At 65.9% G+C, this 25,859-nt stretch carries 29 protein-coding genes and 1 pseudogene; 3 read left to right on the top strand and 27 right to left on the bottom strand.

Translation table 11 applies throughout. From position 1 onward, the window contains the following. Positions 1-45 precede the first annotated feature (45 nt). Entirely contained in the window at positions 46-606 is a 561-nt protein-coding gene (efp, locus tag AC3FMM_RS27925) for an elongation factor P (RefSeq protein WP_010814696.1), read from the top strand. A gap of 96 nt (positions 607-702) precedes the next feature. Here the strand turns inward: efp and nagZ are convergent, their stop codons facing one another. The 23 genes and pseudogenes from nagZ to AC3FMM_RS28040 form a co-directional block, all read right to left on the bottom strand. Beyond that, positions 703-1,752, bottom strand: coding sequence for a beta-N-acetylhexosaminidase (nagZ, locus tag AC3FMM_RS27930; RefSeq protein WP_115710140.1), 1,050 nt, complete (start codon positions 1,750-1,752; stop codon positions 703-705). Positions 1,753-1,766: 14 nt separating this feature from the next. Continuing rightward, a complete protein-coding gene (gene acpS / locus AC3FMM_RS27935) occupies positions 1,767-2,189 on the bottom strand; it encodes a holo-ACP synthase (RefSeq protein WP_111517564.1) in 423 nt (140 codons plus the stop codon). Beyond that, entirely contained in the window at positions 2,186-2,968 is a 783-nt protein-coding gene (pdxJ, locus tag AC3FMM_RS27940) for a pyridoxine 5'-phosphate synthase (protein ID WP_115680627.1), read from the bottom strand. Before pdxJ ends, acpS begins: the two co-directional genes overlap by 4 nt. A 38-nt stretch (positions 2,969-3,006) precedes the next feature. After that, on the bottom strand, positions 3,007-3,894 hold the full coding sequence (gene recO / locus AC3FMM_RS27945; protein WP_115710142.1) for a DNA repair protein RecO: 888 nt from the start codon (positions 3,892-3,894) through the stop codon (positions 3,007-3,009). 54 nt (positions 3,895-3,948) lie between these two features. Continuing rightward, positions 3,949-4,884, bottom strand: a complete 936-nt coding sequence (gene era / locus AC3FMM_RS27950; protein WP_115680629.1) for a GTPase Era — start codon at positions 4,882-4,884, stop codon at positions 3,949-3,951. Continuing rightward, the gene (gene rnc / locus AC3FMM_RS27955) at positions 4,881-5,651 is read right to left on the bottom strand and encodes a ribonuclease III (RefSeq protein WP_012353305.1); all 771 of its coding nucleotides are present in this window, start codon (positions 5,649-5,651) and stop codon (positions 4,881-4,883) included. The genes era and rnc overlap by 4 nt, the downstream gene beginning before the upstream one ends. A gap of 1 nt (position 5,652) precedes the next feature. Beyond that, positions 5,653-6,048 carry a DUF4845 domain-containing protein gene (locus AC3FMM_RS27960; protein WP_115680630.1) on the bottom strand — a complete coding sequence of 132 codons (396 nt, stop codon included), beginning with the start codon at positions 6,046-6,048 and terminating at the stop codon, positions 5,653-5,655. A gap of 47 nt (positions 6,049-6,095) precedes the next feature. Further along, positions 6,096-6,995, bottom strand: a complete 900-nt coding sequence (gene lepB, locus AC3FMM_RS27965; RefSeq protein ID WP_111517561.1) for a signal peptidase I — start codon at positions 6,993-6,995, stop codon at positions 6,096-6,098. 98 nt (positions 6,996-7,093) lie between these two features. Next, positions 7,094-8,887, bottom strand: coding sequence for a translation elongation factor 4 (gene lepA / locus AC3FMM_RS27970; protein WP_115710143.1), 1,794 nt, complete (start codon positions 8,885-8,887; stop codon positions 7,094-7,096). A 197-nt stretch (positions 8,888-9,084) separates the two neighbouring features. Further along, positions 9,085-9,390 carry a glutaredoxin family protein gene (locus AC3FMM_RS27975; protein WP_115710145.1) on the bottom strand — a complete coding sequence of 102 codons (306 nt, stop codon included), beginning with the start codon at positions 9,388-9,390 and terminating at the stop codon, positions 9,085-9,087. A 6-nt stretch (positions 9,391-9,396) separates the two neighbouring features. Next, on the bottom strand, positions 9,397-10,887 hold the full coding sequence (locus AC3FMM_RS27980) for a DegQ family serine endoprotease (protein ID WP_115710146.1): 1,491 nt from the start codon (positions 10,885-10,887) through the stop codon (positions 9,397-9,399). A gap of 129 nt (positions 10,888-11,016) precedes the next feature. Further along, positions 11,017-12,096, bottom strand: coding sequence for a MucB/RseB C-terminal domain-containing protein (locus AC3FMM_RS27985; protein WP_116313279.1), 1,080 nt, complete (start codon positions 12,094-12,096; stop codon positions 11,017-11,019). A gap of 8 nt (positions 12,097-12,104) precedes the next feature. Further along, a pseudogene (locus AC3FMM_RS27990) lies at positions 12,105-12,734 on the bottom strand (sigma-E factor negative regulatory protein). A gap of 120 nt (positions 12,735-12,854) precedes the next feature. After that, positions 12,855-13,454 carry an RNA polymerase sigma factor RpoE gene (gene rpoE, locus AC3FMM_RS27995; protein ID WP_010814682.1) on the bottom strand — a complete coding sequence of 200 codons (600 nt, stop codon included), beginning with the start codon at positions 13,452-13,454 and terminating at the stop codon, positions 12,855-12,857. Positions 13,455-13,510: 56 nt separating this feature from the next. Continuing rightward, on the bottom strand, positions 13,511-14,119 hold the full coding sequence (locus AC3FMM_RS28000) for a hypothetical protein (protein ID WP_240987680.1): 609 nt from the start codon (positions 14,117-14,119) through the stop codon (positions 13,511-13,513). Beyond that, on the bottom strand, positions 14,100-15,332 hold the full coding sequence (gene fabF, locus AC3FMM_RS28005; RefSeq protein ID WP_115680637.1) for a beta-ketoacyl-ACP synthase II: 1,233 nt from the start codon (positions 15,330-15,332) through the stop codon (positions 14,100-14,102). The genes AC3FMM_RS28000 and fabF overlap by 20 nt, the downstream gene beginning before the upstream one ends. 190 nt (positions 15,333-15,522) lie before the next feature. Continuing rightward, complete coding sequence (acpP, locus tag AC3FMM_RS28010; RefSeq protein WP_008644813.1) at positions 15,523-15,762, bottom strand: acyl carrier protein; 240 nt, start codon at positions 15,760-15,762, stop codon at positions 15,523-15,525. 169 nt (positions 15,763-15,931) lie between these two features. Continuing rightward, complete coding sequence (gene fabG / locus AC3FMM_RS28015; protein WP_488687767.1) at positions 15,932-16,681, bottom strand: 3-oxoacyl-ACP reductase FabG; 750 nt, start codon at positions 16,679-16,681, stop codon at positions 15,932-15,934. Between the two features lie 16 nt (positions 16,682-16,697). Further along, positions 16,698-17,627 carry an ACP S-malonyltransferase gene (gene fabD / locus AC3FMM_RS28020; RefSeq protein ID WP_488687768.1) on the bottom strand — a complete coding sequence of 310 codons (930 nt, stop codon included), beginning with the start codon at positions 17,625-17,627 and terminating at the stop codon, positions 16,698-16,700. 82 nt (positions 17,628-17,709) lie between these two features. Beyond that, complete coding sequence (locus AC3FMM_RS28025) at positions 17,710-18,690, bottom strand: beta-ketoacyl-ACP synthase III (protein WP_488687769.1); 981 nt, start codon at positions 18,688-18,690, stop codon at positions 17,710-17,712. A gap of 53 nt (positions 18,691-18,743) precedes the next feature. Continuing rightward, on the bottom strand, positions 18,744-19,823 hold the full coding sequence (gene plsX / locus AC3FMM_RS28030) for a phosphate acyltransferase PlsX (protein ID WP_062800881.1): 1,080 nt from the start codon (positions 19,821-19,823) through the stop codon (positions 18,744-18,746). 165 nt (positions 19,824-19,988) lie between these two features. Then, on the bottom strand, positions 19,989-20,168 hold the full coding sequence (gene rpmF / locus AC3FMM_RS28035; RefSeq protein WP_010814675.1) for a 50S ribosomal protein L32: 180 nt from the start codon (positions 20,166-20,168) through the stop codon (positions 19,989-19,991). 119 nt (positions 20,169-20,287) lie between these two features. Further along, positions 20,288-20,878 carry a DUF177 domain-containing protein gene (locus AC3FMM_RS28040; protein ID WP_115710153.1) on the bottom strand — a complete coding sequence of 197 codons (591 nt, stop codon included), beginning with the start codon at positions 20,876-20,878 and terminating at the stop codon, positions 20,288-20,290. Between the two features lie 194 nt (positions 20,879-21,072). Between AC3FMM_RS28040 and AC3FMM_RS28045 the strand changes: the two genes are divergently transcribed. After that, the gene (locus tag AC3FMM_RS28045; RefSeq protein ID WP_414249338.1) at positions 21,073-21,672 is read left to right on the top strand and encodes a Maf-like protein; all 600 of its coding nucleotides are present in this window, start codon (positions 21,073-21,075) and stop codon (positions 21,670-21,672) included. A gap of 25 nt (positions 21,673-21,697) precedes the next feature. Continuing rightward, positions 21,698-22,429: an SAM-dependent methyltransferase gene (locus AC3FMM_RS28050; protein WP_488687770.1), complete on the top strand. Its 732-nt coding sequence runs from the start codon at positions 21,698-21,700 to the stop codon at positions 22,427-22,429. 72 nt (positions 22,430-22,501) lie between these two features. On the opposite strand, the gene AC3FMM_RS28055 is transcribed toward AC3FMM_RS28050, so the two are convergent. Genes AC3FMM_RS28055 through AC3FMM_RS28070 form a run of 4 tightly spaced genes read right to left on the bottom strand, consistent with a single transcriptional unit; the run spans position 22,502 to position 25,786 of the window. Then, positions 22,502-23,680 (bottom strand): S49 family peptidase, encoded by a 1,179-nt coding sequence (locus AC3FMM_RS28055; protein WP_115710159.1) that lies wholly within the window; start codon positions 23,678-23,680, stop codon positions 22,502-22,504. A 23-nt stretch (positions 23,681-23,703) separates the two neighbouring features. Then, entirely contained in the window at positions 23,704-24,102 is a 399-nt protein-coding gene (locus AC3FMM_RS28060; protein ID WP_326348543.1) for a Rieske (2Fe-2S) protein, read from the bottom strand. Beyond that, entirely contained in the window at positions 24,095-24,754 is a 660-nt protein-coding gene (locus tag AC3FMM_RS28065) for an HAD-IA family hydrolase (protein WP_326348544.1), read from the bottom strand. Before AC3FMM_RS28065 ends, AC3FMM_RS28060 begins: the two co-directional genes overlap by 8 nt. Positions 24,755-24,784: 30 nt before the next feature. Continuing rightward, positions 24,785-25,786, bottom strand: a complete 1,002-nt coding sequence (locus tag AC3FMM_RS28070) for an RluA family pseudouridine synthase (RefSeq protein ID WP_115710163.1) — start codon at positions 25,784-25,786, stop codon at positions 24,785-24,787. Positions 25,787-25,859 lie beyond the last annotated feature (73 nt).

Genomic DNA, 25,859 nt, shown 5'->3' on the forward strand with positions numbered 1-25,859 from the left:
GCCATTCCAAATTCCTAGACTTTATTTTTCAGGAAATCAGTTCAGATGAAAATCGCACAGGAACTCCGCGTCGGTAACGTGTTCATGATCGGCGGCGATCCGATGGTCGTGCAGAAGGCCGAGTACAACAAGTCGGGCCGCAACGCCGCTGTGGTCAAGATGAAGTACAAGAACCTGCTGACGGACGCACCGGGCGAGTCGGTGTTCAAGGCCGACGACAAGTTCGAAGTGGTGGTGCTCGAGCGCCGCGAATGCACCTACTCGTACTTCGCTGACCCGATGTACGTGTTCATGGACGCCGACTACAACCAGTACGAAGTCGAGAAGGACAGCATGGGTGACTCGCTGAACTACCTCGAGGACGGCATGAACGTCGAAGTCGTGTTCTACAACGACAAGGCCATCTCGGTCGAAATGCCGACCACGCTGGTCCGCGAAATCGTCTACACCGAGCCGGCCGTCAAGGGCGACACCTCGTCGGGCAAGGTGCTCAAGGGCGCCAAGATCAACACCGGTTTCGAACTGCAAGTGCCGCTGTTCTGCAACATCGGCGACAAGATCGAAATCGACACCCGCACCGGCGAATACCGCAGCCGCGCCAACTAAGGCGCTGGTCTGGCCCCGCTTCAGCGCGGGGCGTGCAATAAAAAATGGCAGCCTTGGCTGCCATTTTTGTTTGCGCACGACGCGCGGCGCACGCGTTCAGGCGATCAGCTCGTGTTCCTTCAGCGTGCGCAGTGCGGCGCGGTATTCGCCCTCCTGCTGCAGCTTGTTCCAGTCCAGCGGCTTGCGGCGCGCGAACAGCTTGCGGATACGGCGCTGCGAGGGCTTGCCGATCTCGACGTCGAGCTCGCTCAGCAGCTGGTCGGCGCGGTCGGGGTGGTTGCAGATCAGCACCATGTCGCAGCCCGCGCCCAGCGCGGCGCGCGCGGCCTCGGTGACGGTGCCGGCGACGCTGGCGCCTTCCATGCTGAGGTCGTCGCTGAAGATTACGCCCTCGAAGCCCAGCTGCGCGCGCAGCACGTCCTGCAGCCAGTAGCGCGAGAAGCCGGCCGGGCTGGGGTCGACCTTGGGATAGATCACGTGCGCCGGCATCACCGACGACAGCGACAGCCCCAGCCATTCATACGGGCGCGCGTCCTGGCCGAGGATCTGGTCCAGCGTGCGTTCGTCGACCGGGATCGCCACGTGCGAATCCGCCTCGACGTAGCCGTGGCCGGGAAAGTGCTTGCCGCAGTTGCTCATGCCGGCCAGCAGCAGGCCGTGGTTCAGGTGGCCGGCCAGCATCGACACCACGCGCGGGTCGGCGTGGAAGGCGCGGTCACCGATCACGGCACTGCGGCCGTAGTCGAGGTCCAGCACCGGGGTGAAGCTCAGGTCGATATCGCAGGCGCGCAGCTCGGCGGCCAGCACGTAGCCGCAGGCGACCGCCGCCTTGGTCGCGGCCAGCACGTCGCGTTCCCACAGTTCGCCCAGGCGGTGCATCGCCGGCAGGTGGGTAAAGCCGTCGGTCTTGCAGCGCTGCACGCGACCGCCTTCATGGTCGATGCAGATCAGCACATCGTCGCGCACGGCGCGGATCGCGCGCGTCAGTGCCTGCAGTTGCGCGCGCGACTCGAAATTGCGCGCGAACAGGATCACGCCGCCGGTGAGCGGATGCGCGATGCGGCGCGCGTCTTCCGCGTCGAGCTGCTTGCCGACGACATCGAGGACCACCGGGCCCGGCCGCTTGCCGGAATTCTTCTTGGACATGGAAGGGGTTGGGTTCACAAGGCTGTAGGTTGAGACGCCGCCGCGCCGCTGCGCTCGGCAATGGCGAAGGCGACTGCGTAATCATGTTCGTCACTGACACTGACCCGCACGACCAGCCCGCGTTCCGCCAGCCACGCAGCGAGCTCGCCATGGCACACCGCGGTGGGCTCGCCGGACGGCAGGTTCATCAGTTCCATCGCGCGCCACGTCATCGGCCAGCGCATGCCCAGGCCGATCGCCTTGGAGAACGCCTCCTTGGCCGCGAAGCGCGTCGCCAGGAACGCCAGGCCGCGCTTTTCCGAACGGGCCTTGCGGGCGTGGTATTTGGCCAGTTCGTCGGGGCCCAGCACCTTTTCGGCGAAACGGCCGTTGGTGCGCGTCATCACGCCCTGCACGCGCGCGATCTGGATGATGTCGGTGCCGATGCCGTAAATCACGCCGGGGTGCCCCCGGCAGGATATTGCGTGCCCAGGCGCGCGGCCACCATGATCGCCTTCATCTCGCGCACCGCGTTCTCCCAGCCCGCGAATACCGCATGCGCGACGATGGCATGGCCGATGTTCAGCTCCTTGATGCCCGGCAGTGCCGCGATCGGCTGCACGTTGGTGTAGTGCAGACCGTGGCCGGCATTGACCACCAGGCCGTGCTTCTGGCCGGCATCGGCCCCGTCGGCGATGCGGCGGAACTCGGCCGCCTGCTCCTGCGGCGTATGCGCATCGGCATAGCGCCCGGTATGCAGTTCGATCACGGGCGCGCCGCAGGCAGCGGCCGCAGCGATCTGGTCGGCGTCCGGATCGATAAACAGCGACACGCGGATGCCGGCACCGGCGAGCTGCGCGCACGCGGCCTTGACCTGTTCGAAGCGGCCGGCCACGTCCAGCCCGCCCTCGGTGGTCACCTCTTCGCGGCGCTCCGGCACCAGGCACACGTCCTGCGGGCGGATCTCGCAGGCGATGTCGAGCATCTCCTGCGTGATTGCGCATTCCAGGTTCATGCGCGTGGCCAGCTGCGGGCGCAGCGCGCGCACGTCGGCATCGCGGATATGGCGCCGGTCTTCGCGCAGGTGCAGCGTGATCAGGTCGGCGCCGGCCTGTTCCGCCAGCAGCGCGGCGCGAATGGGATCGGGGTACACCGTGCCGCGCGCGTTGCGCAGCGTGGCCACGTGGTCGATATTGACGCCAAGGTCGATGACGCCCGGATTTGCGTGGAAGATCATGCGAGCAGGTGCAGGAGTAAGTCGGAGGTTCTTGTCGGTCAGAGGTACTGCAGGTCGATCAGTATCTGGCGCGTCTTCAGCGGCGCACCTTGCAGATAATAATGCAGCAGGAACCGCATCAGCGCGCGGCTTTGCGCGGCAGTCTGCGCGCGGCTGTAGTCGTCCTGCGCCATGTCCAGCAGGGTCTGGCCCGAGACCACCGGCCACGTCGACGGATCGCTCGGCTGAGCCCGGCGCACGCCGCGCTCGGGCTGGTAGACATAGTCGAGGCCCGGCAGCACCCGCTCGCCGGTACTCAGGCACTGGTCGAACGCCACCGCGAAACCCGTTTCCTGCAGCAGCACGCGCTCGAAACTGCGCAGCACCAGGCCGGCCGGCTCACCATGCGCCAGCCGCGTCAGCGTCGACAGGTAATGTCGGAACAGCACCGGATGCGCGTCCTCGCGCGGGCAGAAGCGCATCAGCAGTTCGTTCAGGTAGAACGCCGACAGCAGCGCGTCGCCGGCCAGCGGCGGCATGCCGCCCACCCACTCGGCCTTGGTGAGGGTCTTGACCTCGCCGCGGCCACTCCATGACACCGAGACCGGGTGGAAGTGCTGCAGCACCGCGCGCAGCGCCGAGTGCGGGCGCTTGGCGCCCTTGGCCACCATCGAGATGCGGCCGTAGTCGCGCGTGAACACGTCCAGGATCAGGCTGGTCTCTCGGTACGGCCAGGCGTGCAGCACGAAGCCGGGCTGCTCGCCCACACGCGATTCGGGGCGCGCCGGCACAATGCGCATGGCGCGGTCCATCATCGCGCGCGCGGCGGCGTCGGCCATGCCGGGCAGCGCGCCGCTGTCGAGCAGTTCGGCGGCCTCGTCGACCACGGGGTCGGCGCGCCGGGCCTTGGGCGCGGGCGCGCGCGCGATGTCAGCGGTCTTGCTCACGGGGCGCTCGCTGGGGGCTCGCTGTCGGGTTGGGCGTCGGGATCGTTGCCAGGCTCACTCGTAGCCGTATGCGCGCAGGCCGGCTTCGTTGTCGGCCCAGCCGCTCTTCACCTTGATCCACATTTCCAGGTAGACCTTGCCGTCGAACAGCTTTTCCATGTCCAGGCGCGCCTCGGTCGAGATCTGCTTGAGCTTGCTGCCCTTGTTGCCGATGATCATGGCCTTGTGCGCATCGCGCTCGACCAGGATGGTGGCAAAGACGCGGCGCAGGCGGCCTTCGGTCTCGAACTTGTCGATGATCACGGTGCTGGTGTACGGCAGCTCGTCGCCGGTCCAGCGGAACACCTTCTCGCGGATGATTTCCGACGCCAGGAAGCGCTCGCTGCGATCCGTCATCGCATCGGCGTCATACATCGGCTCGCCTTCCGGCAGGTAGGGCCGGATGATGTCGAACAGCCGCGCGATATGGTCGCGGGTCTTGGCCGACATCGGCACCACTTCGCGGAACGGGAACAGCTGCCCCATCTTTTCCAGGAAGGGCATCATCACTTCCGAGCGGTTCTCGCCGATGCGGTCGAGCTTGTTGGTCACCAGCAGCACCGGCGTGTTCTTCGGCAGCAGCGCCAGCACCTTCTCGTCGTCGGCGCCGTAGTAACCGGCCTCGACCACGAACAGGATCAAGTCAACCGACGACAGCGTCGAGGTGACCGCGCGGTTCAGCGAACGGTTCAGCGCGCTGGCGTGGCGGGTCTGGAAACCCGGCGTGTCGACGAACACATACTGCGCGTCATCCGTGGTCTGGATGCCGACGATGCGATGCCGCGTGGTCTGTGCCTTGCGCGAGGTGATGCTGATCTTCTGGCCGACCAGCGCGTTCATCAGCGTGGACTTGCCCACATTGGGGCGGCCGACGATGGCCACGGTGCCGCAGCGGAACGCCGCAGCCGGGGTATCCGCCGCGTCTTGCTGCGGATGGGTAGATTCGGTCATTCCTTCAACCTGAGAGACAGCTGCGGGTCCTGCGGCTGGGGTTGCTTGCGGGTCTTGCCGGTACGCTCGGCGCGGCTGCGCTTGAGCAGCTGCGGCACCAGCTTCTGGACTTCATCGAGCGCCAGCTTGGCGGCGGCCTGCTCGGCGGCGCGCCGCGACGCGCCGGTGCCGAACACCCGGACTTCCAGTTTAGGCACGGTGCACTCGACTTCAAACTGCTGGCTGTGCGCGGCGCCGTGTGTGGCGATTACGTTATATTGCGGCAGGGCAATCTTGTGGCCCTGCAGGTATTCCTGCAGCAGGGTCTTGGCGTCCTTGCCCAGCGTGCGCGGATCGACCTGCTCCAGGATCGGGATATAGAGCTTGCGGATCAGTGCGCGCGCTGCGTCGAAGCCGGCGTCGAGGAACACCGCGCCGACGATCGCTTCGAGCGCATCGGCCAGGATCGACGGGCGGCGGAAGCCGCCGCTCTTCAGCTCGCCCTCGCCCAGCCGCAGGGTGTCGGACAGCTGCAGCATCTGGGCGATTTCGTACAGCGCCTGCTGCTTGACCAGGTTGGCCCGCACCCGCGACAGGTCGCCCTCGTCGAGCTTGCCGAACATGCCATAAAGCATGTCGGCCACGGCGCAGTTGAGCACCGAGTCGCCGAGGAATTCCAGGCGTTCGTTGTGCTGGGCGCTGTGACTGCGGTGCGTCAGCGCCTGTTGCAGCAATTCGGGCTTGCTGAATCGGTAGCCGAGTCGTTGCTGCAAGGCGTCGAGGTTCATATCAGTGCTGCGTTCCTGAATAGGTAATCAACAGGCTCAGGGGTCCGTAGACAGGCACCTCGGTGCGGTACGAGAAATCGACCGACTGGATGGTGCCGTTATCGTCTTCCCGGATCAGCAGGTCCTCGCCCTTGACCGCGGTGATGCGGTCGATGGCGGCCTGCTTCTCGAAGAATTCGACCACTTCACGTTTGTTGGCGGCGCGCTGCTTGGCATAGCCGGCGGCGCGCTTGACCGAAAAATATTCCACCAGGCTCGGGATCGCGCGCAGGGCCGGCAAGGCCACGCCGACCACGAACACCACGATCACCAGCAGCGTCCACACGGAAAACCCGCCGGCGCCAGCCCGGCGCCATGCCGGATGGTTTCCTGCCCCCACCTTCCCAAATCGACCCATCGCGCCTGCCCTCTTTTTGTTGAGTGTTCTTGCGCCGCGTCAGATGCTTACTTAAACGATCCCACGCGTCCGAAATTGCCCAGGTTCATCCAGATCACGAATGCCTTGCCGACGATGTTCTGGTCCGGCACAAAGCCCCAGTAACGGGAATCCAGGCTGTTGTCCCGGTTGTCGCCCATGACGAAATAGTGACCTGCAGGTACCTTGCAAGTCACACCCTGCTGATTGTAGGTGCAGTTGTCCCGGTACGGAAAATCCGGATCCGCGCCGGCGATAAAGGCCGGGCGGTCGGCGTCGTTCAGGATGCCATGATCGACGCCGCCGGGCAGCTTTTCGCGGAAATGGCGCGAATAGGCCAGGCGCTCCTCGTCGAGGAAGTCCGGCAGCGCGGTGTACTCGGCCGGCTTGCCGTTGATGGTCAGGCGCTTGTTGGCGTACTGCACCACGTCGCCGGGCACGCCGATGACGCGCTTGATGTAGTCGAGCGACGGGTCCTTCGGGTAGCGGAACACCATCACGTCGCCACGCTGGGGCTCGCCCATGTCCATGATCTTCTTGTTCACCACCGGCAGGCGGATGCCGTACTCGTACTTGTTGACGAGGATGAAGTCGCCGATCAGCAGCGTCGGGATCATCGAGCCGGACGGAATCTTGAACGGCTCGACCACGAACGAGCGCAGCACGAACACCGCCAGGATCACCGGGAAGAAGCTGGCCGAATACTCCAACCACCACGGCTGGCGCAGCTTTTCCTCGGCCAGGCGCTTGCGCGTGGCGTCGGCATCGGCCGTGCCGAAGCTGCCTTGCAGGCGGCCCTGCTGCGAATCGAACTCGGCCAGCGCGAGCCGCGCCGAAGAGCGGCGCTGCCGCTCGAACACGAGCTTGTCGGCCACCCACGCCACGCCCGTGATCACCACCAGCACAAAAAGGATCAGTGCAAAATTCATGACGGCTTCTGGTTCTTGGAAATCCTGGTACAGCCTGTTCTCTCACCACGCCGGCAAGGCTGCAGGGCATGGTCCTGCCCCTGCCCTGCGCGCGGCAATTATTTGTCGTCGACTTGCAGGATGGCCAGGAAGGCCTCCTGCGGAATCTCGACGGTGCCGACCTGCTTCATCCGCTTCTTGCCCGCCTTCTGCTTTTCCAGCAGCTTCTTCTTGCGCGAGATATCGCCGCCGTAGCACTTGGCCAGCACGTTCTTGCGCAGCGCCTTGACGTTTTCCCGCGCGATGATGTTGGAGCCGATGGCGGCCTGGATCGCCACGTCATACATCTGGCGCGGAATGATCTCACGCATCTTCGCCGCGACTTCGCGCCCGCGGTATTGCGAATTGGAGCGGTGCACGATCACCGACAGCGCGTCGACCTTGTCGCTGTTGATCAGGATATCGACCTTGACCACGTCGGACGGCCGATATTCCTTGAACTCGTAATCCATTGACGCGTAGCCGCGCGACACCGACTTCAGGCGGTCGAAGAAATCCATCACGATCTCCGCCATCGGGATCTCGTAGGTCAGCTGCACCTGCTTGCCGTGGTAGCTCATATTGATTTGCGAGCCGCGCTTTTGCGTGCACAGCGTGATCACCGAGCCGACATATTCCTGCGGCATATACAGGTTGACGGTGACAATCGGCTCCAGGATCGCCTCGATCTTGCTCGGGTCGGGCATCTTCGCCGGATTTTCGACGGTCATCATGGTGCCGTCGCGCATCTCGACCTGGTACACCACCGTCGGCGCGGTCGTGATCAGGTCCATGTCGAACTCGCGCTCGAGGCGCTCCTGCACGATCTCCATGTGCAGCAGGCCGAGGAAGCCGCAGCGGAAGCCGAAGCCCAGTGCCTGCGACACCTCCGGCTCGAACATCAGCGAAGCGTCGTTCAGGCGCAGCTTTTCCAGCGATTCACGCAGCGCCTCGTATTGGTTGGCTTCCACCGGATACAGGCCGGCAAACACCTGCGGCTTGACTTCCTTGAAGCCCGGCAGCGGCGCTTCGGCCTTGCGCTGCACGGTGGTGATGGTGTCACCGACCTTGGCCGCCTTCAGTTCCTTGATGCCGGCGATGACAAAGCCCACCTGCCCGGCGGTCAGCGCGTCGCGCTGGATCGACTTGGGCGTGAACACGCCCACCTGCTCGACCAGATGCTGCGCGCCGGTGGCCATCAGCAGCACTTTGTCCTTGGTGCGCAGCGTGCCGTTGACCACGCGCACCAGCATCACCACGCCGACGTAGTTGTCGAACCACGAGTCAATGATCAGCGCCTGCAGCGGCGCGTCGGCGTCGCCCTTGGGTGGCGGCACCTTGGCGATCAGCGCCTCGATCACGTCCTGCACGCCCTGACCGGTCTTGGCCGAGCACGGCGTGGCATCCTGCGCGTCGATGCCGATGACGTCCTCGATCTCCTGGATCGCGCTGTCCGGGTCGGCCTGCGGCAGGTCGATCTTGTTCAGCACCGGCACCACTTCCACGCCCAGCTCGATCGCGGTGTAGCAGTTGGCGACGGTCTGCGCCTCAACCCCTTGCGAGGCGTCGACCACAAGCAGCGCGCCTTCGCAGGCGGACAGCGAGCGGCTGACTTCATAGCTGAAGTCGACGTGTCCCGGGGTGTCGATCAGGTTCAGGTTATAGATCTTGCCGTCGCGCGCCTTGTAGCTCAGCGCCGCGGTCTGCGCCTTGATGGTGATGCCGCGCTCTTTCTCGATATCCATCGAATCGAGAACCTGCGCTTCCATCTCCCGATCCGACAGCCCTCCGCAAAGCTGAATGATCCGGTCGGCCAGGGTGGACTTCCCATGGTCGATGTGGGCAATGATCGAGAAATTACGGATATGGTCCATCTAATGTTCAGGGAAGCGCCGGCTGAGAGCCCGGGCGGCAACAAGCAGTGGAGCGGCCCGGCGCCGCGCGCCGCAAGGCGTGCGCGGGCGTACCGCGGGTTCGGGGGGCACAAATTTTGCGCCAATCCGCAATTTTACCGGATTTTCAATGACTTCCGGGTCGTCATCTGGTGGCGTGGCGCGGATGCCGGCGCGGCTCAGCGGGCGGTGCGTGTAGCGCCATGTGCGGCAAGCCATACCCTTGTCGCCGCTTCATCCAGGAAATAGTGACAAAGGGGCGCGGCATGCGCCGACGTGTCCGCCGGCAAGTCCGCCGGCGTGCCGGGCATCAGCACCGGCACCAGCTCGCCAAAGCGCGCCTCCAGCGCGGCATCGGCGTCGACATCGACTTCATGCAGGGTAAAAGAAAAATCGCGCCGGAGCGGCTCCAGCGCGACTTTCATGTCTTCGCAAAGATGGCAGTACGCCCGGCCGTAAAGCGTCAGCGCGGGCGTGGATACCATGGCGGGTCAGCGGGTCGAGGCGGCGCCCGGTCGCAGCGTCAGCACCTGGGTGGCGTCGCCGCGCCGCACGAACACCGCGGCGATCCGGCTCTTGTCCAGGCCGCGCACCAGTTCGTTGAACTGGCGTGCGTTGGTCACGTCGGTGTCGCCCAGGCGCAGGATGATGTCGCCCGGACGGATGCCGGCACGCAACGCCGGGCCGTCGGCCACCTCCACCTCCACTCCGGACTTGAGCTTGAGCTCTTTCAGGCGCGCCTCGGGCAGGTCGTTGACCACCAGGCCCAGCGCGTTAGGCTTGCCGGCCTGCGGCGCGCTGTCATCCTTCGGCGTCGCCCCGCTGCGGGCGCGGGCCTTGCCGTCCGGCTCCAGCTCGGTGACGGTGATGCTGACCTCGCGGGTCGCGCCCTTGCGCCACAGCTGCAGCGGCACGCGCGTGCCGGGCTTGGTCTCGCCGACCATGCGCGGCAGGTCCGAAGCCCGCTCGATGTCGCGGCCGTTGAACTTCAGGATGATGTCGCCCGCCTCGATGCCGGCCTTTTCGGCAGGACCGCCCGGCTCGACACTGCCGACCAGCGCGCCGCGCGCACGGCCCAGCCCCAGCGAATCGGCGACTTCCTTGGTGACATCGCCGATCGCCACGGCAATGCGGCCGCGGGTCACACGCCCGGAGGACTTGAGCTGCTCCGACACGCGCATGGCCTCGTCGATCGGGATCGCGAACGAGATCCCCATATAGCCGCCGCTGCGGCTGTAGATCTGCGAGTTGATGCCGATCACTTCGCCGCGCAGGTTGATCAGCGGCCCGCCGGAGTTGCCCGGATTGACCGCGACGTCGGTCTGGATGAACGGCAGGTAGTCGCCGGTGTCGCGGCCCTTGGCCGAAACGATGCCGGCGGTCACGCTGTTGTCCAGCCCGAACGGCGAGCCGATCGCCAGCACCCACTCGCCGGCGCGGACCTTGTTGGAATCGCCCAGCGGCAGGCGCGGCAGCCCGCTGGCCTCGACCTTGAGCAGCGCCACGTCGGTGCGTTTGTCGGAGCCGATCAGCTTGGCCTTGAATTCACGCTTGTCCGGCAGCGTCACGTAGATGGTTTCGGCGTCGGCCACCACGTGCGCGTTGGTCATCACATAGCCATCCTGGCTGATGATGAAGCCCGAGCCCACGCCGCGGCTCTGCTCTTCCTGCTGCGGCGGCTGGCCGCGGCGCGGCGGGGTGCCCGGCGCCGGGGCGCCGGGCATCGGCACGCCGAAGAAGCGGCGGAAGAACTCGGCCATCTCGTCGTCGCCGCCCGGCACGCCGCCGCGCTGGCGCACCAGCTCGGTGGTGCGGATATTGACCACGGCCGGGCTGGCCTTCTCCACCAGGTCGGTGAAGTCGGGCAGGTTGTAATTGGAGGCAGCGGCCTGGGCGTGGCTGACTTCGGCAACGGTCGGGCCGAGCAGCATCATGGCAGCCATGACCACGGCCCGCGCCAGGGCTGGAGATCTGAACATCATCGACAACTCCCGGGATTCAGCGAAAAGAAGAAAAACCGACTGGATGTGATCCCGTGGCGGGGACCCCTGCGCAGGTTTCATGAAGCCGGCCCCGGACGGAATCCGGGCGCCGGCCGCACCGGCTCACGCTCAGTGTACCGTCTTGGGCGGACGGTACTCTACGGCCGTCGCAAACTGGCGCACGGTGCTCGCCGGCACCTCGCCCACCACGGTAATCCAGAAATCGGCAACCCGGCGCACCACGACCTGGGTCGCGCCGAGCGCGGCCACGCCTTCGCGGCGCGCACGTTGCTCGGAAACCGGCTCAATAAAGACCGACAGGCCGGTCAGCCCGTCGCTGTAGACGACCTGCAGCACTTCGAACACCTGCCCGCGGGCATTGCCCGGGTTCGGCGCGCGCAGCTCGCCGAGCGGGCGGCGAACCTCGCGGATCTTCTGGAACCCCTTGAGCGGCACCGCGATCGACCAACCCTCGTCGGCGATGTTGGTGGGCTGGTAAGTCACCTCATAGTGGTTCCAGTTGCTGGAATTCTTGATCGCGCCAAGGATGCGCTGCTTCTCGGAAGGAACCCCGATCTGCACCTGCGAGAACGCCACCTGCTCCAGCACCTTGCCGCCGTCGCCGATGGTCTGCGCGCGCATCAGCAGGCCGGAGTTCTTCTCGGCCCACAGGCGCACCGCGTAACGCGCGGCATCGTGAGGTTCCAGCGCAAAGACCTCGCACTCCATGCCGGCCACGCGCTCGGCGGGCATCTTGCGCATGTCGTACAGGTCCAGCACATCGTTCTTGTTGGTGGCGAGCAGCGCCGGGAAGCGGTCCTTGGCTTCCTGCTTTTCCACCACCACCAGCTTGGCTTCGGGGATCAGGCTGTGCACCACGTCGTTCTGCCGCAGCACTTCGCGCGGCTTGCCGTCGAGGGTTTCCAGCCGCTCGTATTCGTTGTGGACGAGGTCGCTGTAATGCTGGATGCGCGAGGCGTGCATGACGCTGCCGCGCTGATAGATCAGCGTGCCGACATAATTCTCGCGCTGGGCGGCTTTATGGATCTTGTTGAGCCAGGCAGTGGCGTCGCGTCGGTTCAGCGTATTGTCCGAAGGCTGCGCGGTGGCCGCGGCAGCGCTCAGACACAAGGCCAGAAAAAAGGACCTGCGCAGGGCCCTAATTCTCTGCGCGCCCGCTACATAGGCGGACGAACCTCCTTTATGCATGTCCGGCATTATTCCTGCGTATTTTCCTGAGTGAAGTTCGCACCGTTGGCAACCGTGCGCATGGACGGCACGAAAGCATCCGTTGCCACTGAAGTGCGATGCGCACGCAGGTATTCGTCCAGGCGCGGGTCGCGGATCATCTGCGGCGCGTCCGCGGCAACCGTGACGATGCCGGTGGCCTAGCCGGCGGCCGGCTGCTCGGCACGGGCCACCACGGCGTCGGGCGTTCCGACCGTGGCCGGACCGCGCAACTGCGGCACCACCACCCAGCTGACCGCGGCCACGGCGGCGGCGATCGCGGTGCCCGGCATCACGCGGCGCACCCACGACGGCCTGACCAGCAGGCGATGGCGGGCGCTGGCCTGCGCCACGGCCGGCACCAGCACGTGCGGCTCGGCTTCCAGGCGCGCGGAGAAACGCGAGAGGAAATCGGCGGTGGAGCCCGCCTGCGTCAGGTCTTCGGACCGCAGCGCGTCGCCGATCAACTGGTATGTGGTCCAGTCCGAAATGCCGGCCTCGCCCTTCGCGAGATCCAGCACGGCATCAACTTCATGCGGCGCCAGTTCGCCATCCATCAATACGGAGATCTGCTCCGCTGCTTCCACTACATGAACCGACTGCTTATGAGCCTGACCCATTTCCCACCCCAAGACATTCCATTGAACACCGATAATCCCGTTACTGCTGTCGCTTATCGATGCAGGAATAGGCTGCAACGCTGGCCGCACGACATTCTTCTCTACTACCTGAACCGCCAATTACCACCGCTTGCCCTCTGCCGTTCCCAGTAGCGGGCGCAATTTCTCGGCAATCGCCTCGCGCGCGCGGAAGATCCGCGAGCGCACCGTGCCGATCGGGCATCCCATCGCTTCGGCGATTTCCTCGTAGCTGAGGCCCTCGATCTCGCGCAGCGTGATGGCGGTCCGCAATTCTTCCGGAAGTGCTTCCATCGCGCGGTTCACCGTCTCGGCGACTTGCCGCGTGTGGAGCATCGACTCCGGCGTATTGATATCCCTTAGTTGTTCACCGTCCGCAAAAGTTTCAGCCTCTTCCGCATCGATATCGCTGGACGCTTCCGGGCGGCGGCCCTGGGTGGCCAGGTAGTTCTTGGCGGTGTTGACGGCGATCCGGTACAGCCACGTGTAGAAGGCCGACTCCCCGCGGAACTGGGGCAAGGCGCGGTATGCCTTGATGAAGGCATCCTGCGCCACATCCTCGACTTCAGCGGGATCCCTGACCAGGCGCGAAATCAGGCGAATGATCTTCCGATGGTATTTGGTCACCAGAAGTTCAAAGGCCCGCTTGTCGCCCTGCTGGACGCGTTCAACTAGGAGCTGATCGGCTTCGCGTTCGCTCACGTATGGCTCACCTGCAGTGTATCTCTTGGTTTGGTCGTCACGACAAACGTTGTATTTTACCTACGATTCTCAGCCCGCCCGGTGAAGCAACGCGCATCCTGTGACCGCAAGCTAACAAAATCGTTCCCTGTCCGGGCGTCAGGTTGCACCCGCAGTGCAACTCGCGCGGACCGCCGCAGCCAGCGCGCCAGTTCGGGGCCGGCGGCCTGCCAGGGTAGAAGAATGACGCCGGGCATGGCAGCGCCGCCGGGGGCAAGGCACACCACCGTAGCGCCTCCGATCTGCCAGCACTGCCGCACGATGGCCTCGCGCCGCGCACCGCCCGGTGCTTCCAGCCAGAGTCGCAGGGGTCCTTCGGCGTCCGCGTCCTGCACGGCCGTACAGGTCCAGCGCAGGCCGCGCCACCATGCCGGCCACGCGCGCAGGGCCGCCACGGCGGCCAGCGCGAGGCCCATGGCCGCGGCGAGGTGCCACCACAGGAATCCGGCCTGGCTGCCGGCGATGGCGTCGGCCAGCGTCCGCGTCAGCAGCGCGAGCGCCAGCAATTCGCCGGCACAAAACACGAACAGGGCCCACCCCAGAGGGTGGACCCTGCCATGGCGCAACCCCTTATGGAACTCCTTAAGGGCCCGCCTCAACCACGGATCAGGCGCGGCGGAAAACAAGCGTGCCGTTGGTGCCGCCGAAACCGAAGTTGTTCTTCACCGCCACGTCGATCTTCATCTCGCGCGCCGTGTTGGCTACGTAGTCCAGGTCGCACTCGGGATCCTGGTTGTCGAGGTTGATCGTCGGCGGCGAGACCTGGTGGTGCAGCGCCAGCACGGTGAATACCGATTCCAGGCCACCGGCGCCGCCCAGCAGGTGGCCGGTCATCGACTTGGTCGAGTTCACCACCATCTTGTAGGCCTGGTCGCCGAATGCGGCCTTGATCGCATCGGACTCGTTCTTGTCGCCCAGCGGCGTGGAGGTGCCGTGCGCGTTCAGGTAGTGCACCTGGTCGGTGTTGATGCCGGCATCCTTGAGCGCATTGACCATGCAGCGGCGCGGGCCGTCCATGTTCGGTGCGGTCATGTGGTAGGCGTCGCCGCTCATGCCGAAGCCGATCAGCTCGGCATAGATGCGGGCGCCGCGCGCCTTGGCCGATTCGTACTCTTCCAGCATCATCACGCCCGCGCCCTCGCCCAGCACGAAGCCGTCGCGGTCCTTGTCCCACGGACGCGAGGCTGCTGCCGGATCGTCATTGCGGGTCGACAGCGCGCGCGCGGCGGCGAAGCCACCGATGCCGAGCGGCGACACGGTCGATTCGGCGCCGCCCGCCAGCATGGCGTCGGCATCGCCGGCCTGGATCAGGCGGGCGGCCAGGCCGATGCTGTGCAGGCCGGTGGTGCATGCCGTCACCGCGGCCAGGTTCGGGCCCTTGATGCCGTGGATGATCGACAGGTGGCCGGCGATCATGTTGATGATCGAGCCGGGCACGAAGAACGGCGAAATCCGGCGCGGACCCCGCTCGCTCAGCACGGCATGGGTATCCTCGATCATCGGCAGGCCACCGATGCCCGAGCCGACCAGCACGCCGATGCGCTCGGCATTGGCTTCGTTCACTTCCAGGCCGCTGTCCTTGAGCGCCTGCGTCCCGGCCGCGATGCCGTAATGGATGAACGTATCCATGTTGCGGGCTTCCTTGGCCGGGATGTAGTCCTCGGCATTGAAACCCTTCACCTCGCCGGCGAAGTGCACGGACAGCGCGGAGTGATCGAATTTGGTGATGGTGGCGATGCCGGACTTGCCGGCTACCAGGTTGGCCCAGCCTTCGGCAACCGTGTTTCCGACCGGAGACACAAGGCCAAGCCCAGTGACGACGACGCGACGACGGCTCACTATGTTTTCCTACGGGTGCGTGAAACGGGAACGGAACGCGGAGTTGCCCGCCGCCGGCCCAGCGGGCCGCGCGGCGAAGCTCATTCCATTCTGCTTCTTCGAACAGACGAAAGCCACAGAAAACAGCAAGGCGCGGCCGCAACGGCCCGCCCACCTGCCTTCTGTGGCTCGGAATGCAGAGACGACGGGCTTAGGCCTTGACGTGCGCGGTGGCGTAGTCGATAGCCTGTTGCACGGTCGTGATCTTTTCGGCTTCCTCATCAGGAATTTCCATGCCGAATTCATCTTCCAACGCCATCACGAGTTCAACCGTGTCCAGCGAGTCCGCACCGAGATCGTTCACGAACGAGGATTCGTTCTTGATGTCTGCCTCGGCCACGCCAAGCTGTTCTGCAACGATTTTCTTGACGCGTTGTTCGATATTGTCCATGTAACCCTCCAGGGAAGTTCGACAAAAAGTGGGCGCATTTTAGCAGGTTTGGGACAACAGAAATGCTGCCTGCCAAGCTTTGCAAGAATCGCGCCCGATTGGTTCGGAAAACTACGACTTCCGGCAGCTTCTTCCGGCTTCTAAACCGAAAAAGCGCGCCGGAAAACCATTAATTCATGTACATCCCGCCGTTCACATGCAGGGTGGTGCCGGTGATGTAGGCGGCTTGCGGACCCGCCAGGAAGGCTACCGCATTGGCGATATCCTCGGGCTGCCCGAGGCGGCCCAGCGGAATCTGCGTCTTGAGCGAAGCATGCTGCTCTTCGGACAGCGCCTTGGTCATGTCGGTATCGATAAAGCCCGGCGCGACGCAGTTGACGGTCACATTGCGGCTGCCGATTTCGGCGGCCAGCGAGCGAGTCATGCCAGCCACGCCGGCCTTGGCCGCGGAGTAGTTCATCTGGCCGGGATTGCCGACCGAGCCCACCACCGAGGTGATATTGATGATGCGGCCCTGGCGCGCCTTCATCATCGGGCGCAGCACCGCGCGCGACAGGCGGAACACCGAGGTCAGGTTGGTCTGGATCACGGCCAGCCAGTCCTCGTCCTTCATCCGCATCGCCAGCTGGTCCTGCGTGATGCCGGCATTGTTGACCAGCACGCCGATGCCGCCGTGGCTCTTGACGATTTCTTCGATGAGCGCATCGCAGGCCGCGGCGTCGTTGACATTGAGCACGGCGCCCTTGCCCTTCAGGCCTTCGGCGCCGAGGTAGTCGGTGATGCCGGCCGCGCCGGCTTCGCTGGTCGCGGTGCCGATCACGGTGGCGCCCTGCCGGGCCAGTTCCAGCGCGATGGCGCGGCCGATGCCGCGCGAGGCGCCGGTGACCAGCGCAACCTGATTGTCGAGAAGTTTGGTCATGCGGTTGTCCTGTTGCTTACTTCAGCAGTGCCAGCGTGTCCTGCAGCGAGGCCGGATCGAAGATCGCGCCACCGCTCAGGTTGCCGTCGATGCGCTTGGTCATGCCGGCCAGCACCTTGCCCGGACCGCATTCGATCACGTGGGTGATGCCTTCGGCGGTCATCTTCTGCACGCACTCGACCCAGCGCACCGGCGCGGCGGCCTGGCGCACCAGCGCATCCTTGATCGCCTCCGGATCGCTGACGATGGCGACGTCGACGTTGTTCACCAGCGGAATCGACGGAGTCGAAAAAGCCAGGCCGGCCATGCGCTCGCGCAGGCGGTCAGAGGCCGGCTTGAGCAGCGACGAATGGAACGGCGCCGACACCGGCAGCGGCAAGGCGCGCTTGGCGCCCTTGGCCTTGGCGATTTCGCAGGCCTTCTCGACCGCGCCCTTGTGGCCGGCGATCACCACCTGCGACGGCGCGTTGAAGTTGACGGCCTCGACCACGCCCGCAGCCGACGCTTCGGCGCATGCGGCGCGCACGTCGTCATCCGACAGGCCGAGGATCGCGGCCATGCCGCCCTCGCCCACCGGCACGGCTTCCTGCATGGCCTGCGCGCGGAAACGCACCAGCGGCACGGCGTCGGCAAACGGGATCACGCCGGCGGCCACCAGCGCCGAGTACTCGCCCAGGCTGTGGCCGGCGACCAGCGCCGGCGCCGGACCACCGGCATCGAGCCAGGCACGGTAGATCGCGACCGCGGCGGTCAGCATCACCGGCTGCGTATTGGTGGTCAGGTTCAGTTCTTCGGCAGGGCCTTCGGCGATCAGGCGGCCGAGATCCTGGCCGAGCGCAGCCGAGGCTTCTTCCACGGTGGCACGCACCACGGCGTTGTCGGCGAAGGCATTGAGCATGCCGACCGACTGCGAACCCTGGCCGGGAAATACGAATGCGAATTTCATCGGATGAAAACCTAACAAGAAATCGGGGGCCGGCGCCGTGGCAAGTCGTGCCTGCGCGGCACGCCTGGGCACCGACCGCGTATTACATGCGCAGCAGCACCGCGCCCCAGGTGAAGCCGCCGCCCACGCCTTCCATCAGCACGGTGTGGCCCGGGCGGATGCGCCCGTCGCGCACGGCCACGTCCAGCGCCAGCGGGATCGAGGCGGCCGAGGTATTGCCGTGCTCGTGCACGGTGGCGACCATGCGCTCGGCGGGCAGGCGCAGTTTCCTGGCCGTGCCCTGCATGATGCGGATATTGGCCTGGTGCGGAATCAGCCAGTCGACCTGGTCGGGCGACACGCTGGCGGCTTCCATGGCTTCGCGCGCCACCTTGTCGAGCACGTTGACGGCGAGCTTGAACACCGCCTGGCCGTCCATGTGCAGGAACGGGTTGCCAGTGATGTTGCCGCCGGCGACGTTGCCAGGCACGCACAGGATGTCGACATGGCTGCCGTCCGAATGCATGGCGCTGGACAGGATGCCCGGCTCGTCGGACGCCGACAGCAGCACCGCGCCGGCGCCGTCGCCGAACAGCACGCAGGTGGTGCGGTCGTTGAAGTCGAGGATGCGCGAGAACACTTCGGTGCCGATCACCAGCACATTGCGGTGCGAGCCGCTGCGGATGAACTTGTCGGCGGTGGCCAGCGCGTACACAAAGCCGGAGCACACCGCCTGCAGATCGAAGGCCGGGCAATGGTTGGTGATGCCCAGCTTTTCCTGCACGATGCAGGCGGTGCTGGGGAACACGAAGTCCGGCGTCGAGGTGGCGACGATGATCAGGTCGATGTCCTGCCGGTCGATGCCGGCGGCCTCGATGGCCTGCTCGGCTGCCTTGACCGCCAGCGTGCTGCTGGTCACATCGGGTTCGGCCCAGTGGCGCGCCGAGATGCCGCTGCGCGAGACGATCCACTCGTCGCTGGTCTCGATGCCTTTCTCGGCAAGCTGCGCCGCCAGCTCATGGTTGGTCACGCGCCGCGGAGGCAGGTAGCTCCCGGTACCGATGATTTTTGCGTACTTGGTCATGTATTGTCGGATCGTATGGCCCGCCGGCACGCTCGACCGGCGCGCAGTGGCGCTCAGGCGACGTGGGGGCTGGGATGCGCGCCAGGCGCCTCTGTCTCCGGGGCGGGCTGGGCACCGCCTGCGGCGCTGGATTTATCGGCAAACGCCCGGGTGATACGGGCGATCACGCCATTCTTGGCGGCATCATACCCGCGTTTGATAGCCCACTCAAAAGAATGGGCATCGGCCGAGCCGTGGCTCTTGATCACCAGCCCGCGCAGGCCCAGCAGCGACGCGCCGTTGTAGCGCGCCGGGTCGAGCCGCTTGGCCAGGCGCGACAGCACCGGCATGGCGACCGCGGCCAGCAGCTTGGTGAACCACGAGCGAGTAAATTCTTCCTTGATCATGCTGCCGATCATCTTGGCCAGGCCCTCGGTGCTCTTGAGCGCCACATTGCCGACGAAGCCGTCGCAGACCACGATGTCGGTGGTGCCCTTGAAGATGTCGTTGCCTTCCACGTTGCCGTAGAAATTCAGCTCCGAGGCGCGCAGCAGTTCGCCGGCGCGCTTGACCACCTCGTTGCCCTTGATGACTTCCTCGCCGATGTTCAGCAGGCCCACCGTGGGGTGTTCCTTGTGATCGACGACGGCCACCATGGCCTCGGCCATGCGCGCGAACTGCAGCAGGTGCTCCGGCTCGCAGTCGGCATTGGCGCCAAGGTCCAGCACCGTGGTGCCCCAGCCCTGTTCGTTGGGAATGGTGGTGGCGATGGCCGGCCGCTCGATGCCTTCGAGCGTCTTCAGCACGTAGCGCGATACCGCCATCAGCGCCCCGGTGTTGCCGGCGGAAATGCAGGCGCCGGCCAGGCCTTCCTTGACCTGGGTGACGGCAACCCGCATCGAGGAGTCGCGCTTCTTGCGCAGCGCCACCTCGACCGGGTCATCCATGGTGATGACCTCGGTAGCCTCGACGATGCTGACGCGCGGATGGTCCAGCGCGTGCAGCTTCTTCAGCTGCGCCCGGATGGCGTCGGGCAAGCCGACCAGCACCATCTCGGCATCGTCGTGGCGGGAAAGAAAACTGATCGCCGCGGGCACCGTCACGGAAACTCCGTGATCGCCGCCCATGCAGTCGATAGCGATTTTGATCGTCATTGTTCCTGGTACGGATAGCGCGGCGGCGCACGCCACGCCCGGCGGGAATTCCGAGCGCCCAACAAAAAAGCGGCAACGATCTTGCCGCTTTTTTGTGTCTGACCGATTATTGTCCGACCCACAGGCATGCGCGAGCGAGACGCAACGTCACGCCTAGCGAAGCTATCAGTCGTTCTTGGTCTTGATGACCTTGCGACCACGGTAGTAGCCGTTCGGGCTCACGTGGTGGCGCAGGTGGGTTTCGCCGGTGGTCGGCTCGACGGCCAGCGGTGCGGCCGACAGGTGGTCGTGCGAACGGTGCATGCCGCGCTTGGACGGCGACTTCTTGTTCTGTTGAACAGCCATGATGACTCCTTCGAGAATTTTTCAATATTAACACACGCATCCCGCCCAAGGCGTAGCCGGGGCCCGGCCGGATGCTTCAGATTCACCTGCAAGACCCTGCAGGCCGCGCGCTGGCGGCTTCAATGCCGGGTCTTCAGGCCGGCCAGCGCCGCGAAGGGCGAAGGCCGCTTTTCTTCCTCAGGCTCAGCTTCAGGCTGGGCCTCGCCGTCCGATCCGGTCACGAGGCTTTCGTGCACCGTCGGGCAGACGTCATGCTTGGGTGCCACCGGCAACGCCAGCAGCACTTCATCTTCTATCAGTTCCAGCAGCGAGAACCGCTTCGAGCCGGCGATCACGTCGACCTCGTCGTCGTCCATCGGCGCGGCGTCGGCCGCTTCTTCGCTTTCCACCACCTCGAAACGCGTCGCCGTATCGATCGGCTGGGCATAGGGCGCCAGGCAGCGCTGGCAATCCAGCCACATCCGGCCCTGCACCGTCACGTCGAGGAACAGCCGCTGCGCCACCGGGGCGCCGGGCTCGGCCGCCTCTTCGCGGACGAAGCCGGTTGCCGTATAGGCGAAGGTCTCATCGGGTGCCGAGGCTGGCGCTTGCGCGGCGGTCTCGGCTAAGATGCGCGGCAAATCCCGCACCGCCACCTCGCCGGCCAGGCTTTCACCCTTTCGGCACATGGCGAAGAGGTCAAGCGCGCGCAGGTCAGTCGGCTGGGTCATGTGCGTGGCTCCTGTCGCAAATCAATGACGGGTTCGCCACATTCACTACCTGACGGATTGCGGGCCGCGCACATTGGCGGCACTGCGCCCGGGTGCGGATGCGGCTAAACGCGCGATTATACGGTGTAAACCTTCCCGAGGTCAAAGGCCTTGCCCCGGAAGCCACACGGCTTCCTGTCCTGATTCTATTACTTATGTCTCCAGATCCTCGCCCCCGGCTGATCCTCGGCTCCGGCTCGCCCTACCGCCGCGAACTGCTGGCGCGGCTGCGCATTCCCTTCGAAGTCGCGGTGCCGGACATCGACGAAACCCCGCTGGCCGGCGAAGCGCCCGAGGCCACGGCGCTGCGGCTGTCGCAGCGCAAGGCCGAGGCCATCGCGGCGCGCCACCCCGGCGCGCTGGTGATCGGGTCGGACCAGGTGCTGACGCTGGACGGCGCCCAGATGGGCAAGCCGGGCACGCACGACAACGCCGTGGCGCAGCTGCGCCGCATGCGTGGCCGCACCGCCACCTTTCACTCGGCACTGTGCCTGCTCGATTCCCGCACGGGGACCGCGCAGCTGGCCGACGTGCAAACCCGCGTGACGATGCGCGATCTCAGCGACGCCGAAATCGAGACCTACCTGCAGCTGGAGCGCCCCTACGACGTGGCCGGCAGCGCCAAGTCCGAGGGACTCGGCATCACGCTGCTGGCGCGGGTCGAGTCCGACGATCCCACCGCGCTGGTCGGCCTGCCGCTGATCGCGCTGACCGGCATGCTGCGCCAGGCCGGCTATCCTCTCCTTTCCGCATGAAACGCATCCACCTCACCCTCCCACGATGAGCGGCACCCTCTACCTGATTCCCAATACCCTGGGCAAGCGCGACGAAGCCGATCCGCTGGCCGACGTGATCCCGGCCGGCGTGCAGCAGATCGCGGCCGCGCTGGACTACCTCGTCGCCGAGAACGCCAAGACCGCGCGCGCCTTCCTGAAGAAACTGAGCGAAACCACGCCGCTGCCGCGCCCGATCCAGCAGATCGAGATCCAGGAGCTGAATGTGAATACGCGCGCCGACGCCCTGGCGGCGCTGCTGGCGCCGCTGCAGGCCGGCCGCGACGGCGGCCTGCTGTCGGAAGCCGGCGTGCCGGCGGTGGCCGACCCCGGCGCCGACCTGGTGCGCCTGGCGCATGCGCGCGGCATCCGCGTGCGGCCGCTGGTGGGGCCCAGTTCGATCCTGCTGGCGGTGATGGGCTCGGGCCTGAACGGCCAGAGCTTTGCCTTCAACGGCTACCTGCCGGTCGATGCCAACGAGCGCGCGCAGCGGCTGCGCGAACTGGAACAGCGCTCGCGCAAGGCCAGCCAGACCCAGGTCTTCATCGAAACGCCGTACCGCAACGGCGCGCTGCTGGAGGCCATGCGCCAGCATTGCGCCGGCACCACGCTGCTGTCCGTGGCGGTGGACCTGACCCTGCCCGGCGAGACCATCGTCACGCTGCCGCTGTCGGACTGGCGCCCCGAGCGGATCGCGCTGCACAAGCGCCCGGCGATCTTCTCGCTGCTCGCCCTCTAGGGCAAACCACTGCACGGAAATGACAAAGGGGGCGCTTGCGCCCCCTTTGTTCACACGCTGCCGCGCCAGGCTTCAGCGCATGCCCTGCATGCCGGTGCTCCACAGCATGGTCTTCATCGCCGCGGTGCCCACGGCCGCGCCAAAGCGCTTGGCCACGCGCTCGGCGATGTTCTCCTTGACCGTGTAGTCGACGATGTCTTCGGCCTTGAACAGGTCGCGCGCCACGTACTCCGCACTGCCCAGCCCGTCGGCCAGCCCCAGCGCGACGCTGCGCTCGCCCGACCAGAACAGGCCCGAGAACAGCTCCGGGTCGTCCTTGAGCCGGTCGCCGCGGCCTTCCTTGACCACGTCGATGAACTGCTGATGGATCTGCTTGAGCATGGCTTCGGCAAAGGCCTTCTGCTTGGGCACCTGCGGCGAGAATGGGTCGAGCATGCCCTTGTTGGCGCCCGAGGTGTAGAGCCGGCGCTCCACGCCCAGCTTGTCCATCAACCCGGTAAAGCCGAAGCCGTCCATCAGCACGCCGATCGAGCCGACGATGCTGGCCTTGTCGACATAGATCTTGTCGGCCGCCGCCGCCACGTAATAGCCGCCGGAAGCACAGATTTCCTCGACCACCACATACAGCGGCTTGGACGGGTAGAGGCCGCGCAGGCGTTGGATCTCGTCGTTGATGATGCCCGCCTGCACGGGCGAGCCGCCGGGCGAATTGATCTTCAGGATCACCCCGGCGGCGTTGTTGTCGGCAAAGGCCGCCTGCAGCGAGGCGTTGATCGCTTCGGCGCTTGCCGGCGTGCCGGCGGCGATCTCCCCTTCCAGCGTAACCATCGCGGTGTGGCGGCCAGAGGCGCTGATAGCGCCATCGCCCTTGAAGTCGAACACCGCGAACAGGATCAGCGCCAGCAGGCCGAGGGTCACCAGGCGGAAGAAAATGCGCCAGCGCCGCGCCGCGCGCTGCTCGCGCAGCGATTCGGTTAGTACTTTTTCCAGCACATCGCGCTCCCAGCCTCCGCCCACCTGTCCGCTGGCGGTGGCGCCGGCCAGGCGCGCCTTGCGCTCGCGCGCCTCCTGCCGCGCGGCGTCATCGCCCGCGCGCAGCTCGTCCTCCAGCGGGAAATCGGCGCGCTTCGCGGTCACCAGACGCTCCGACTCCGGCTCGGGCGCCGGCCCGGCCTCGCCGGCCGGCTTGCGCGGGTCCGGCTGCCCCGGTTCGTTGGGTTCATCCGAGGGCGGCTTCTGTTGTTCTGTCATGCAAATCGCTCGTGGAAATCCATTCAGGCGCCGCCGGAAGGCTCGGGGGCGCGGTACGGGGCCCGCGGCAGCCAGTAGACCTGGCCATCGCGCTCCTCGACCTGCAGCTTGGCCAGCGCGGCCCCGCGGCAGGGGCCGCCGACGCACTCGCCGCTATCCGGCGCGTACACCGCGCCATGAGTGGCGCACATCAAGTATAGGCCCGAGGCATCGAAGAACCGGCCCTCCTGCCAGTCCAGCTCCATCGGCACGTGCGCGCACTGGTTCAGGTAGGCATGGGCAACGCCGTCGAAACGCACCACAAAGGCGCCGATCTCGCGCCGGTCGAGCGCCACCGAAAAGCGCACGCCAAGTCCGCCCTCCTGCAATGCATCGGCGGCGCACACCCGCACCGGCGCCTGGCCGGAGGCCGCGTCAGGCATGGGCCAGCAGCCACTCGGTCAGGTCGGAGATCGAGCTGGCGCAGTGCACCGGCGCCATCGCGCGCAGCGACTCGGCCGGATGCGCCCCGTAACAGACCCCCAGGCCCTTGGCGCCGGCGTTGGCCGCCATCTGCAGGTCATGGGTGGTGTCGCCGATCATCACCGTGCGCTCCACGTCCTGGCCCAATTCGCGCGTCAGCTCGTGCAGCATGGCCGGGTGCGGCTTGGAGAAGGTCTCGTCGGCACAGCGCGTGGCGTCGAACAGCGCGGTCAGGCCGGTGGCCGCCAGCGCGCGCTGCAGGCCGACGCGGGTCTTGCCGGTGGCCACGCCAAGGAAATAGTGTTCCGCGCGCAGCGTCTCGAGCATTTCGCGCACGCCTTCGAACAGCACCAGATCGGCGTCGCGGGTCAGGAAATGGTAGCGGTAGCGCTCGGCCAGCCGCGGATAGTCGGCCGGATCCAGCGTCGGCACTGCGTATGAGAGCGCGTCCTTCAGACCCAGGCCGATCACGTGGCTGGCGGCGCTGTCGTCGGGCACCGGCAGGCCAAGGTCCCGGCTGGCCAGCTGGATGCACTTGGCGATGGTCGGGGTCGAGTCCATCAGAGTCCCGTCCCAGTCGAAAACGATCAGGTCAAATTGTTGCCTGGCCATGGAAGTCCTTGTGGCGTTTGAAGCACTACCCTACTCTGGGGCGTGCAATTCACGCAATTGTTGCAGGAATCCGACGCACTCGTCGGGCAGCGGCGCCTCCACCGACAGCGGCTCGCCGGTGGCCGGGTGGATGAACACCAGGCGGTGCGCATGCAGGAACATCCGCTTGATGCCGGGCTTGGCCCCGGAACGCGCCAGCGACTTGTTCAGCGAGAAATCGCCGTATTTTTCGTCGCCGACGATCGGGAAACCCGAGTGCGCCAGGTGGACGCGGATCTGGTGCGTGCGGCCGGTCTTCAGCTCTGCCTCCAGCAGCGTGAAACCCTGGAAGGCCTCGATCCGGTTGAACACCGTATGCGAGGCCAGCCCGTCGGCCTGGACCCGCACGCGGCGCTCGCCGTCCGGCGTGCTGAATTTATATAGCGGCAGCTTCACGTGCTGGCGGGCGTTGAGGAATTCGCCGGCGACGCAGGCGAAGTAACGCTTGTCCATGGTGTTGCCGCGAATCTGCTCATGCAGGTGGACCAGCGCCGAGCGCTTCTTCGCCAGCACCAGGATGCCTGAGGTCTCGCGGTCCAGCCGGTGCACCAGCTCCAGGAACTTGGCCTGCGGCCGCGACCGGCGCAGCTGCTCGATCACGCCGAAGGCGACGCCCGAGCCGCCATGCACCGCGACGCCCGCCGGCTTGTTGATGACCAGCAGGTGCGCGTCTTCGAACAACACCGGGAATTCCCCGGCAGGCACCGGCGCCGCGCTGGATTGCGCCGCACTCGCCACCCGCATCGGCGGGATGCGCACCACATCGCCCGACTGGAGGCGATAAGTGGCATCGATACGCCCCTTATTGACCCGAACCTCGCCCGAACGGAGCACCCGGTAAATATGGCTCTTGGGTACCCCCTTGGCTACCTTCAACAGGAAGTTGTCGATGCGCTGGCCTTCGGAGCCTTCGTCAATCGTGACATACGCCACCTGTGGGCTGGCCGGCGCAGCTTCGGCAGCCTTTTCAATTTGATGGCGTAACTCATTCATTTTCAATATAATTTCCTCGCTGTTCCGGCTCGAGGCCGGCAGCGCAAGACCTGTGTAAGCGATGGATCTTCGA

The organism is Cupriavidus sp. 207A1 (genome assembly GCF_057798955.1).